Below are 11,841 nucleotides of genomic sequence, written 5' to 3'. Positions count from 1 at the left end.
GAAGGCCATGATCCAGACTCTCGACCTCCGCGGCCGTCGTCCCTCCGCCGTCGAGCTGCTCGCGCTCGTGCCGCGCAATCCCGGCACGTCGGCCGACGTCGGGCCGGTCGTCGCCCGGCTCATCGCCGATGTCAGAGAGCGGGGCGCCGAGGCGCTGCTCGAACAGGCCGAACGCCTCGACGGTGTACGGCCGCCGCACCTCCGCGTTCCCGCCGAGCAGATCGCCCAGGCCGTCGAGCAGCTCGACCCGAGCATCCGCCGGGCGCTCGACGAGGCGATCGGGCGTGTGCGCCGGGCGAGCGCGGCGCAGGTGCCGCCTCCGCAGACCACCCGCCTCGACGACGGGGCCACCGTCACCCAGCGCTGGCAACCCGTCACCCGCGCCGGCCTCTACGTGCCCGGCGGCAAGGCCGTCTACCCCTCGAGCGTGATCATGAACGCCGTGCCCGCGCAGGTCGCGGGAGTCACCTCCATCGCGATCGTCTCGCCGCCGCAGAGGGCGTTCGGCGGCTCCGTGCACCCGACGATCCTCGCCGCGGCGGGCCTGCTCGCCGTCGACGAGGTGTATGCGATCGGAGGCGCTGGCGCCATCGCCGCGCTCGCCTACGGAGTCGACTCGATCGGCCTCGATCCCGTCAGTCTCGTGACCGGACCCGGCAATGTCTGGGTGACCACGGCCAAGAGGCAGGTCCTGGGTCAGGTCGGGATCGACTCCGAGGCGGGCCCGACCGAGATCCTCGTGATCGCCGACGAGTCCGCCGACCCGCGCCTCGTCGCCGCGGACCTCGTGAGCCAGGCCGAGCACGACGAGGCCGCCTCCGCCGTGCTCGTCACCGACAGCGCCGACCTCGCGGCCGCCGTCGGCCGCGAGGTCGACCGGCAGGCCGCCTCCACCCACCACGCCGCGCGCGTGGCCGTCGCGCTCGATGGCCCGCAATCGGCGCTCGTGATCGTCGACGACCTCGAGACCGCGTGCGCGTTCAGCGACGTGTACGGCCCCGAGCACCTCGAGCTGCACACCGTCGATCCGGAGGCGACCGCGGCTCGGATCCACAATGCGGGCGCCATCTTCCTCGGCCCCACCTCGCCGGTGAGCCTCGGCGACTACGTGGCGGGCTCGAACCACGTGCTGCCCACGCTCGGACAGGCCCGGTTCTCCTCCGGCCTCGGCGCGTACACCTTCCTCCGCCCCCAGCAACTGGTCGCGTACGACCGGGCCGCCCTCGAGCGCGTGGCACCGCACATCCGCGCGCTCAGCGACGCCGAGGCGCTGCCCGCTCACGGCGACGCCGTGGACGCCCGCTTCGTCTGACCTCGAGAGGCCCCGATGTTCTGCCCCTTCTGCCGGCACCCCGACTCCCGCGTGATCGACTCGCGCACCAGCGACGACGGTCTCTCGATCCGCCGCCGCAGGCAGTGCCCCTCGTGCGGGCGCCGGTTCTCGACCACGGAGACCGCGAGCCTCGTCGTCATCAAGCGCAGCGGTGTCGTCGAGCCCTTCAGCAGAGAGAAGATCGTCAGCGGCGTGCGCAAGGCTTGCCAGGGCCGACCCGTCACCGACTCCGACCTCGCCGTCCTCGCGCAGCGCGTCGAGGAGAGCATCCGTGCGACGGGAGCCTCGCAGATCGACGCCAACGACATCGGCCTCGCGATCCTCCCGCCCCTGCGGGAGCTCGACGAAGTCGCGTACCTGCGCTTTGCAAGCGTCTACCAGGCGTTCGATTCGCTCGACGACTTCGAATCGGCGATCGCCCTTCTGCGTGCCGAACCGGCAGCCGCGCCGCATGGCGCCGACGAGATCTGAGGCCTGCGTGTACCCACTGCTCTTCCGCACCGTCCTCCGCCGCATCGACCCCGAGCGGGCCCACCACCTGGCCTTCCCGCTCATCCGGGCGTTCGGAGCGGTCGCGCCGTTTGCCCGCCGCATCACCATGCCTCGCGTCGATCTCTCGGTCGAGACGCTCGGCCTGCGCTTCGAGACTCCGTTCGGCGTCGCCGCAGGGTTCGACAAGGACGCGACGGCGGTGCTCGGCCTCGGCGCCCTGGGCTTCGGCCACGTCGAGGTCGGCACCCTGACGGCGCGTCCCCAGCCGGGCAACGAGCGGCCGAGACTGTTCCGTCTGGTTCCCGACCGGGCCGTCATCAACCGCATGGGCTTCAACAATCGCGGCGCCGAAGCGGCGGCCGCTCGCCTCGCCCGGCTCCGAAGCGCCCGCGGACGTCCCGTGATCGGAGTGAACATCGGCAAGAGCCGAGTTGTCGCCGTCGACGATGCGGCGGAGGACTACCTCGTCAGCACTCGCCTGCTTGCGCCGCTCGCCGACTACCTCGTGGTCAACGTGAGCTCGCCCAATACTCCCGGCCTGCGTGGCCTGCAAGAGATCGACCGGCTTGAGCCGCTACTCGTCGCCGTGAAGCAGGCGGCAGAGGCGACTCCGTTGCTCGTGAAGATCGCGCCCGACCTCTCGGACGACGACGTGGGCCGGGTGGCGCAGCTCGCCGTGCGACTCGGGCTCGACGGCATCATCGCCACCAACACGACCCTGTCGCGCGAGGGGCTGCGGACCGAGCGGGCTGTCGTCGAGGCGGCAGGAGCGGGCGGCCTCTCCGGCGCACCCCTTGCCGAGCGTGCGCTCGCGGTCCTGCGCCTCATCCGTGCCGTCGTGCCCGCGGGCTTCTGCGTGATCTCGGTCGGGGGAGTGGACACGGCCCGGGACGTGCAGGAGCGCCTGGATGCCGGGGCCACTCTCGTCCAGGGGTACACGGCCTTCATCTACCGCGGTCCGCTCTGGGCGCGCGCGATCAACCGAGGCCTGCGCGCGAGACGGTAACACGTCTGCCGCCGTCCGAACGGCGACGGTCCGGTCGATCAGGCGGGGAACGCGCCGCGCTTCACCTGCGGCTTCGGGAGGCGCATCACGCGCAGCTGCAGGGCCCGCATCGCCGCGTACCACGGGATGCCCTTCTCGACGTGCTCAGCGCCGAAGCGCTCGGCGAGCTTGCGGCGCATACGGCGGCCGAGCAGGATGCAGTCGATCACGGCGATGAGGAAGAACGCCCACAGGACGATGAGCGTGACGTACTGCAGCTCGGGCTGAGGGAAGAAGCTCAGCAGCAGCACCACGACCATCACCGGGATGAGGAACTCGCCGAGGCTGAAGCGTGCATCGACCCAGTCGCGCACGAACCTGCGCTGAGGGCCCTTGTCGCGCAAGGGCAGGTAGCGCTGATCGCCGGCGGCCAGTCCGATACGGGCCTGCTCGCGCGCCGTGGCCGCCTTCTCCCTCGCATCGCGAGCCGCCTGCTTGCGGTCGCTGACCACGAGGGGGCGCTTGCGGGCCAGCTCCTGCTCGCGCCGGGTCGGCGTCGGACGTCCCTTGCCGGACGCGGCGGGGCCGGCGTCGTCGGGGGTGTCTGTTGCGGTCGGGTGCTTGGCCACGGGGAACGTCCTTGGAATCGGGGGTCTCTTAAGATTACCTCCATGGCTCACGACGCTCCGACTCCGCCGTCCTCCCTCTCCTCCGCCGAGCAGGCCGTCCTCGCCGCGGTCCGCGACGACCTCCCGCGCTCGCTGGCGGAGCTCGGTCGTCTCGTGCGTATCCCGTCGGTCTCGTGGGACGGCTTCGATGCGACGCGCGTCGCCGCCAGCGCGGATGCGATCGCGACGCTCGCTCGCGAGACGGGCGCCTTCGAGGAGGTGTCGATCCTCGCCTCGACGATCGGCGACTCCGATGTCCTCGGTCAGCCGGCAGTGCTCGCGACGCGCGCGGCTCGCAACGGCGCGCCCACGGTCCTTCTCTATGCGCACCACGACGTCCAGCCTCAGGGCGTGGAGTCAGCCTGGGAGACGCCTCCGTTCGAGCCCACCGTGCGCGGAGACCGCCTCTACGGGCGCGGCGCGGCCGACGACAAGGCCGGAGTCGTCTCTCACCTCACGGCCGTCCGCGCGCTACGCGAGGTGGCCGGCGACGAGCACGACCTCGGCCTCGTCCTCTTCATCGAGGGAGAGGAGGAGTTCGGCTCGCGCTCCTTCCCCACCTTCCTCCGCGAGCATCACGACGCTCTGCGGGCTGACGTGATCGTCGTCGCCGACAGCGACAACTGGGACATCGACACCCCCGCCCTCACGGTCGGCCTGCGTGGCAACGTCACCTTCACGCTCACCGTCCGCACGCTCGAGCACGCCTCGCACTCGGGGATGCTCGGCGGTGCGGTGCCCGACGCGATGCTCGCCGCGGTGCGCCTCCTCTCGACTCTCTGGCGGGAGGACGGCTCGGTCGCCGTCGAAGGCCTGACGGAGCACGACGGAGCCGTGCCCGAGACCAGCGAGGAGCAGCTGCGACGAGACTCCGGTCTGCTCGACGGTGTCTCGCCGATCGGCACCGGTCCGATCCTGTCGCGCACCTGGTCGAAGCCGGCCATCACCCTCACGGGTATCGATGCGCCGAGCGTCGTGGACGCCTCGAACACGCTCATCCCGTCGGTGCGAGTGAAGATCAGCGCCCGCATCGCTCCTGGGCAGGAGGCGGGCGTCGCCTTCGAGGCGCTCCAGAGCCACCTGCACCGGTACGCCCCCTTCGGAGCCCACCTCGAGATCACCGACGTCAGCGCCGGCGAGCCGTTCCTCGTGGACGCCTCCGGGTGGGCCGTCGAGCTCGTGAAGGGCGCGATGGCCGACGCGTGGGGCCGCGAGCCGCTCGAGACGAGCGTGGGCGGCAGCATCCCGTTCATCGCCGATCTCGTCCGCGAGTTCCCGTCCGCGCAGATCCTGGTGACGGGAGTCGAGGACCCGGATTCGCGAGCCCACAGTCCGAACGAGTCGCTGCATCTCGGCGTGTTCCGCCGCGCCGCCCAGACCGAGGCCCTGTTCCTCCTCCGCGCGGCCGGGCACCGAGAGTGAGGCGGATCCGGAATACCCCGGCAGCCGCCCCCGTTGCAGCCGTAGAATCTCAGGGCACACCGTCCGATTCCGCCCGTTCCCCCGAGGAGTGACATGTCCGACACGACACTGACCGCCGACCAGACGACTGTGGCGCACGGCGTCTCGATGACTCCGACGGCCGCGGCCAAGGTAAAGAGTCTCCTCGAGCAGGAGGGTCGCGACGACCTGCGCCTGCGCGTCGCCGTCCAGCCCGGCGGCTGCTCGGGACTCATCTACCAGCTCTACTTCGACGAGCGCACTCTCGAGGGAGATGCGGCTGTCGAGTTCGACGGAGTCGGCCTCGTCGTCGACAAGATGAGCGTGCCCTACCTCGACGGCGCGTCCATCGACTTCGAGGACACCATCCAGAAGCAGGGCTTCACCATCGACAACCCCAACGCGGGCGGCAGTTGCGCCTGCGGCGACAGTTTCCACTGATATCGGTTCGGCGCCCGGCGGCGAGGTCTTCTCGTCGCCGCGACACGCCGCTCCACGAGCGTTCTCGACGGCGCCCGACATCCCGCTTCGGCGGGGGTCGGGCGCCGTTCTTCGTCGTGACCACCTCGAGGTCGGGCGGTCACCGGCGGGCGCGGGTGCACGGGGCGCCCGGAGGGGAAGGGTAGGCTAGAGCCGGTCTAATACAGTTTCGTGTGAACTGGTCCCCAGTCTTCCGAAAGGTCACCGGTGCGCTTCAATCGCCGAATCCGCAGATGGGTCGCTGTGCCCGTCGCAGGAGCCCTCGCCCTCGTCCTCGCGGGCTGCACCCAGGAGCAGCTCCAGGGCTGGCTCCCCACCGAGCCGGGGACGACGAACCATGTCGACCGCGTCATCGGACTGTGGGTCACCTCCTGGATCGTCCTGCTCGCGGTGGGCGTCATCACCTGGGGTCTCACGATCTGGGCCGTCGTCGTCTACCGACGTCGCAAGGGTCAGACGGGCCTTCCCGTCCAGCTGCGCTACAACATGCCGATCGAGATCTTCTACACGATCGTCCCGCTGATCCTCGTGATCGGATTCTTCGCCTTCACCGCGCGCGATCAGGCCGCTATCGAGCAGCCCTACGCCAATCCGGACGAGACCATCCAGGTGTACGGCAAGCAGTGGGCGTGGGACTTCAACTACGTCGACGAGAACGTCTACTCGGCCGGCATCCAGGGCCAGTACGAGCAGGGCAAGGACGCCAACGGCGCCCTCGTCGAGTCTCAGGTCCCCACCCTCTACCTGCCGGTCGGCAAGAAGATCACGATCCAGCTCGATTCTCGCGACGTGATCCACTCCTTCTGGGTCATCGACTTCCTTTACAAGAAGGACATGATCCCCGGCAAGACGAACTACATGTACGTCACGCCCCTCAAGGAGGGGACCTACTCCGGCAAGTGCGCCGAGCTCTGCGGCGAGTACCACTCCGCGATGCTCTTCAACGTCAAGGTCGTCTCGCAGTCCGAGTACGACGACTACATCCAGTCCCTGCGCGACGCCGGCCAGACCGGCCAGCTCGGCGCCGAGTTCGACCGCAACCAGAACCTGCCCGGCACCGGCGCGCCGGCCCGCAGCGAGAACCAGGAGTAAGGGAGCATGAGCACCGCTACGGCACCCGCACCGACGCGAGCGTTCGGTGGGACCCCACCGGTCCAGCGCAAGGCGAACGTCCTCGTCCGCTGGATGACGTCGACCGACCACAAGGTCATCGGGTACATGTATCTGATCACCTCGTTCCTCTACTTCTGCATCGCCGGGGTGATGGCCCTCGTCATCCGCGCACAGCTCTTCGAGCCCGGCCTCGCCGTCGTCGAGACTCGCGAGCAGTACAACCAGCTCTTCACGATGCACGGCACGATCATGCTGCTGATGTTCGCGACGCCGCTGTTCGCCGGTTTCGCCAACGTGCTCATGCCGCTGCAGATCGGAGCCCCCGACGTCGCCTTCCCGCGACTGAACGCCTTCGCCTACTGGCTGTACAGCTTCGGCTCGCTCATCGCGGTCGCCGGCTTCGTCACGCCTCAGGGCGCGGCCTCGTTCGGATGGTTCGCCTACGCGCCGCTGTCGAGCACGACGTTCTCGCCGGGCTTGGGAGGCAACCTCTGGGTGTTCGGCCTCGCGCTCTCGGGCTTCGGGACCATCCTCGGCGCGGTGAACTTCATCACGACGATCATCACCATGCGGGCACCGGGCATGACGATGTTCCGTATGCCGATCTTCACGTGGAACATTCTCGTGACGTCGATCCTCGTGCTCCTCGCGTTCCCCGTCCTCGCGGCGGCGATGTTCGCCCTGGGAGCCGACAGAGTGTTCGACGCCCACGTCTACGACGCGGCGAACGGTGGCGTGCTGCTCTGGCAGCACCTGTTCTGGTTCTTCGGGCACCCCGAGGTGTACATCATCGCGCTGCCGTTCTTCGGCATCGTGTCCGAGGTGTTCCCGGTGTTCAGCCGCAAGCCGATCTTCGGCTACAAGACCCTCATCTACGCGACGATCTCGATCGCAGCGCTTTCCGTCACGGTGTGGGCGCACCACATGTACGTCACGGGCTCGGTGCTGCTGCCGTTCTTCTCTCTGATGACGATGCTCATCGCGGTCCCCACCGGTGTGAAGATCTTCAACTGGATCGGAACGATGTGGCGCGGCTCGGTGACGTTCGAGACCCCGATGATCTGGGCGATCGGCTTCCTCATCACCTTCACCTTCGGTGGTCTCACCGGCGTCATCCTTGCGTCCCCGCCGCTCGACTTCCACGTGTCCGACACCTACTTCGTCGTGGCTCACTTCCATTACGTCGTCTTCGGCACCGTCGTCTTCGCGATGTTCTCGGGCTTCTACTTCTGGTGGCCCAAGTGGACCGGCAAGATGCTCAACGAGACCCTCGGAAAGTGGCACTTCTGGCTGCTCTTCATCGGTTTCCACACGACGTTCCTCATCCAGCACTGGCTCGGAGTCGTGGGTATGCCCCGCCGCTACGCGAGCTACCTCCCGGGCGACGGCTTCACCTGGATGAACCAGCTTTCGACGATCGGCGCGATGATCCTCGCGGTCTCGCTCATCCCGTTCTTCCTCAACGTGTACATCACGGCCCGCAAGGCGCCGCGCGTCACGGTGAACGATCCGTGGGGCTTCTCCCGCTCGCTGGAATGGGCGACGTCCTGCCCTCCTCCCCGCCACAACTTCACGTCCATCCCGCGCATCCGTAGCGAGGCTCCGGCCTTCGACCTCAACCACCCCGAGGCCGGCATCCCCGTCGGCATCGGCCCGGCGAAGGATGCTCCGGACGCCCCCACGTACGACAAGTCCGAAGGCACGGTGAAGTAGGGCCATGCGCGCCAACGTCAATCTGTTCTGGCTCCTCGCTGCGTTCTTCCTCGTCGCCGACGGCACCTACGTCGTCTGGTCGCTCATCGACACCGGCCGGGTGGAGTGGGTCGGCGCCGTGGCGATCTTCCTCTCCTCGGTGCTCGGCGCGTTCATCGCGTTCTACGTGGGACGCGTGCACAAGGCGCAGGGCGCTGAGCTCCCCGAGGATCGCCTCGACGCCGATATCGACGACGGAGACCCCGAGCTGGGCTTCTTCAGCCCGTGGAGCTGGTGGCCGCTGATCCTCGGCGGCTCCGCGGCCCTCGCATTCCTGGGCCTCGCGGTCGGCTTCTGGATCACCTACATCGCCGTCGGCATCTTCCTCGTCGCGATCGCCGGCTGGGTGTACGAGTACTATCGCGGGTATTTCGCCCGCTGAGGCGTCGCCTCCGGCTCAGGACCGGGTGTGCGGGGTTCGTTCCCCGCACACCCGGTTCTTCTGCTTTGCCGCCCCGAAGTGAACGGCTTCGTTCGGGCCAGGGGCTCGGCCCGGGACGCGACATCGCCTGCGGTCAGCGAGTCGCGGAGGTGGCGAAAGAACTCGGAGTGGTTCCCATCACCTGCCGGAAGTGTCGGGTGAAGTGTGCCTGATCGTAGAAGCCGGCGGCGATCGCCACGGCTGCCGGTCGGGAGCCGCTCAGCAGGAGCCGTCGTGCGAGGTCGACGCGCCGGCTGGTGAGATAGCGGTGGGGCGGCAGACCGTAGGTCGAGGAGAACGACCGCGAGAGGTGCCCAGGATGTGCCCCGAGGAGCCGCGCCGCCTCGGCGAGCGTGACTCCCCGGACGATTTCGCTCTCGATCAGGTCGCGCAGACGACTCGCGAGGACTGCGCTGCCCGCGGGCGGGGCGGCGGTCTTCGATCCGGCGATGATGCTTTCGGCCAGGGTGAGCAGCGCGGTCTCGGCGGCGAGCTCCTCACCGGCCGTGGCCAGGGCCCGGTGTGCGCGCCGGGTCGCGGTGAGCAGATCGGAGCGGCCTGGCCGGTCGACGAGGGAGCCAGCGAGATCTTCGGGCGCCCACGTCGCGTCGAGGTAGGCGACCCGCTTCTGGAACCCGTCGCTTCCGGGCGCAGCGCGGCCGTCATGGGCGACGCCGGGCGGCAGCAGCGTCGCCGTCGAGGAGTCGGCGATCCGCTCTCTGCCTCCGAGGTCGTAGACGACCGCACCGACGTCGACGAGCATGAGGGCCCAGTCGGCATGCGCGTGAGCCGGGTAGGCATGATCGGTCATCCGGGCGTGGAGGACCTCACGCACCCCCGGTACCGAGGGGTGCCACGCGCGGAGGGAGGTCGCGTCCGTCATGCGAGGAACGTACAAGACATCAGTGTCATCGTCACGCGATCATCAGGTCATGACCGATGAACCCGTCCGATTCCCGACCCGTGTAGCTCTCGTCCTGCGCGACGATCTCGAGCCGTGGCAGGTGGCCAATGTCGCCGCGTTCCTTGCGAGCGGCGTGGCCGCCGACCCCCGCCTTGCCGGCGCCCCGTACGTCGACGCGGACGGTACGGTGTACCGGCCGCTGCTCGGACAGCCCATCATGGTCCTCGAAGGCGACCGAGAGGACTTGCGAGGTGTCCGATCCCGGGCCGTCGCTCGGGAACTCGACATCGCCGTCTTCGATGCGGGGATGTTCGCCACCGGGCACGACGCGGCGAACCGCGAGATTGTGGCGGCAGCGGCGGGTGACGACCTCGACCTCGTCGGCGTGGCCGTTCACGGCGCCAAGAACCAGGTGGACCGGGTCCTCAAAGGGGTGCGCCGTCACCGATGAGACCTGGCTGGCGTTCTTCTGCGCGCCTTTGAGTGCGGGCGGCATCGGCGAGAGTGGCGAGGTGACCGAGGCACGACTCCGGAGGGACGGACACATGCCGAAGGGCCCGGACGACAAGTCGCGTCCGGGCCCTTCGAAGGGAGGAGTCAGTGCTCGCTGTGCGAGCTCTCGAGCTCCTTCTGTGTGACGGGGGTGATGCGGTCCTCGAAGAACCAGCGCGAGAGGCCGGCACGGACGCGCTGCGGGGCGGTGATCCGACCGCGCGAATCCGGGCGGATCATCAGCGGCTCGTACTCGTCCTGGCTGACCAGCTTCCAGCGCTCGTACTCGTCAAGCTGCTGGTGCACCTCGATGAACTCGCCGCCGGGGAGGCGGACGATGCGTCCGGACTCGAAACCGTGAAGGGCGATCTCCCGGTCCTTCTTCTGCAGCGCGAGACAAATGCGCTTGGTGATGAAGTAGGCGATGAACGGACCGACGATGACCACGAACTGCAGGGCGTGGATGACGCCCTCCATCGTGAGGTGGAAGTGGGTCGCGATGATGTCCGACGATGCCGCCGCCCACAGACCCGCGTAGAAGGTGACTCCCGCCGCACCGATGGAGGTCCGGGTTGCCGCGTTCCGCGGGCGGTCGAGCAGGTGGTGCTCCCGCTTGTCGCCCGTGATCCACGCCTCGAGGAACGGGTAGAGGAGGACCACGGCGATGAACAATCCGAGGCCGACGAGCGGGATCAGGATGTTGAAGGACAGAGTCCCGACACCGGGGATGGCCCACTCGAGTCCCGGCGGGATCAGGCGTAGCGCACCATCGGCGAAGCCGATGTACCAGTCGGGCTGCGTACCCGCCGAGACGGGGGAAGGGTCGTACGGGCCGTAGTTCCAGATCGGGTTGATCGTGAAGAGCGAGGCGATGAGGACCACGACGCCGAAGACGATGAAGAAGAATCCGCCGGCCTTGGCCGCGTAGACGGGGAGCACGGGGTAACCGACCACGTTCTGCTCGGTCTTGCCTGCTCCCGGGAACTGTGTGTGCTTGTGCACGACCACGAACACGAGGTGGAGCGCGATGAACGCGAGCACCAGTGCAGGCAGGAGCAGGATGTGCAGGGTGTAGAGGCGTCCGACTATGTCGGTGCCCGGGAACTCTCCGCCGAAGACGAGGAACGAGATCCACGTGCCCACCAGGGGGATGCCCTTGACCATTCCGTCGATGATCCGCAGACCGTTTCCGGAAAGGAGATCGTCGGGGAGGGAGTAGCCCGTGAATCCCTCGGCCATCGCGAGGATGAAGAGCACGAAGCCAATGACCCAGTTGAGCTCGCGCGGCTTGCGGAAGGCTCCGGTGAAGAAGATGCGGAGCATGTGGAGGCCGATGGACGCCACGAACAGCAGGGCCGCCCAGTGGTGGATCTGGCGCATCAGCAGACCGCCGCGGATGTCGAACGAGATGTCGAGCGCGGAGTTCATCGCCGCCGACATCTCGATGCCCTTGAGTGGCAGGTAGTTGCCCTCGTAGTGCGTCTCGACCATCGAGGCCTGGAAGAAGAAGGTCAGGAAGGTGCCCGACAGGAGGATGATGACGAAACTGTAAAGAGCAACCTCGCCGAGCAGGAACGACCAGTGATCGGGGAAGATCTTACGACCGAACTCCTTGACGACCGCCGAGATGCTCGTGCGCTCATCGATGTAGTTCGAAGCCGCCCCGACGAAGCCCTTCTGGATCTTTCCGGTGCCCAGGATGACCCCGTCATCCGATTCAGCGGCGGACGAGGAGGGATGGGAGGGTGTGGTGGTGGACAT

At 68.2% G+C, this 11,841-nt stretch carries 12 protein-coding genes; 9 read left to right on the top strand and 3 right to left on the bottom strand.

The window, feature by feature from the left end; translation table 11 throughout:
• Positions 1 to 7: 7 nt before the first annotated feature.
• Genes hisD through ITJ45_RS08195 form a run of 3 tightly spaced genes read left to right on the top strand, consistent with a single transcriptional unit; the run spans position 8 to position 2,831 of the window.
• The gene (hisD, locus tag ITJ45_RS08205) at positions 8 to 1,312 is read left to right on the top strand and encodes a histidinol dehydrogenase (RefSeq protein WP_194607891.1); all 1,305 of its coding nucleotides are present in this window, start codon (positions 8 to 10) and stop codon (positions 1,310 to 1,312) included.
• A gap of 15 nt (positions 1,313 to 1,327) precedes the next feature.
• A complete protein-coding gene (nrdR, locus tag ITJ45_RS08200) occupies positions 1,328 to 1,804 on the top strand; it encodes a transcriptional regulator NrdR (protein ID WP_194607892.1) in 477 nt (158 codons plus the stop codon).
• A 7-nt stretch (positions 1,805 to 1,811) separates the two neighbouring features.
• Entirely contained in the window at positions 1,812 to 2,831 is a 1,020-nt protein-coding gene (locus ITJ45_RS08195; protein ID WP_194607893.1) for a quinone-dependent dihydroorotate dehydrogenase, read from the top strand.
• A 38-nt stretch (positions 2,832 to 2,869) separates the two neighbouring features.
• Here ITJ45_RS08195 and ITJ45_RS08190 read toward each other — a convergent pair whose 3' ends face one another.
• Positions 2,870 to 3,439: a DUF3043 domain-containing protein gene (locus ITJ45_RS08190; protein ID WP_194607894.1), complete on the bottom strand. Its 570-nt coding sequence runs from the start codon at positions 3,437 to 3,439 to the stop codon at positions 2,870 to 2,872.
• A gap of 42 nt (positions 3,440 to 3,481) precedes the next feature.
• Here ITJ45_RS08190 and ITJ45_RS08185 point away from each other — a divergent pair, with 42 nt between their 5' ends.
• From ITJ45_RS08185 to ITJ45_RS08165, 5 genes are all read left to right on the top strand, one after another.
• Entirely contained in the window at positions 3,482 to 4,900 is a 1,419-nt protein-coding gene (locus ITJ45_RS08185) for a dipeptidase (protein WP_194607895.1), read from the top strand.
• A gap of 93 nt (positions 4,901 to 4,993) precedes the next feature.
• Positions 4,994 to 5,359 (top strand): iron-sulfur cluster insertion protein ErpA, encoded by a 366-nt coding sequence (gene erpA / locus ITJ45_RS08180; RefSeq protein WP_194607896.1) that lies wholly within the window; start codon positions 4,994 to 4,996, stop codon positions 5,357 to 5,359.
• 246 nt (positions 5,360 to 5,605) lie between these two features.
• Positions 5,606 to 6,490, top strand: a complete 885-nt coding sequence (coxB, locus tag ITJ45_RS08175; protein ID WP_194607897.1) for a cytochrome c oxidase subunit II — start codon at positions 5,606 to 5,608, stop codon at positions 6,488 to 6,490.
• Between the two features lie 6 nt (positions 6,491 to 6,496).
• Complete coding sequence (gene ctaD / locus ITJ45_RS08170) at positions 6,497 to 8,224, top strand: cytochrome c oxidase subunit I (protein ID WP_194607898.1); 1,728 nt, start codon at positions 6,497 to 6,499, stop codon at positions 8,222 to 8,224.
• Between the two features lie 4 nt (positions 8,225 to 8,228).
• A complete protein-coding gene (locus tag ITJ45_RS08165; RefSeq protein WP_194607899.1) occupies positions 8,229 to 8,645 on the top strand; it encodes a cytochrome c oxidase subunit 4 in 417 nt (138 codons plus the stop codon).
• Between the two features lie 133 nt (positions 8,646 to 8,778).
• Here the strand turns inward: ITJ45_RS08165 and ITJ45_RS08160 are convergent, their stop codons facing one another.
• On the bottom strand, positions 8,779 to 9,567 hold the full coding sequence (locus tag ITJ45_RS08160; RefSeq protein WP_194607900.1) for a helix-turn-helix domain-containing protein: 789 nt from the start codon (positions 9,565 to 9,567) through the stop codon (positions 8,779 to 8,781).
• Between ITJ45_RS08160 and ITJ45_RS08155 the strand changes: the two genes are divergently transcribed.
• Complete coding sequence (locus ITJ45_RS08155) at positions 9,566 to 10,039, top strand: DUF2000 domain-containing protein (RefSeq protein ID WP_323744229.1); 474 nt, start codon at positions 9,566 to 9,568, stop codon at positions 10,037 to 10,039. The genes ITJ45_RS08160 and ITJ45_RS08155 overlap by 2 nt on opposite strands.
• Positions 10,040 to 10,185: 146 nt before the next feature.
• On the opposite strand, the gene ITJ45_RS08150 is transcribed toward ITJ45_RS08155, so the two are convergent.
• Positions 10,186 to 11,841 carry a cytochrome b gene (locus tag ITJ45_RS08150; RefSeq protein ID WP_194607902.1) on the bottom strand — a complete coding sequence of 552 codons (1,656 nt, stop codon included), beginning with the start codon at positions 11,839 to 11,841 and terminating at the stop codon, positions 10,186 to 10,188.

Source organism: Rathayibacter sp. VKM Ac-2879 (genome assembly GCF_015351245.1).
Classification (GTDB): Bacteria; Actinomycetota; Actinomycetes; order Actinomycetales; family Microbacteriaceae; genus Rathayibacter.
This window is presented reverse-complemented; position numbering and strand designations above follow the sequence as displayed.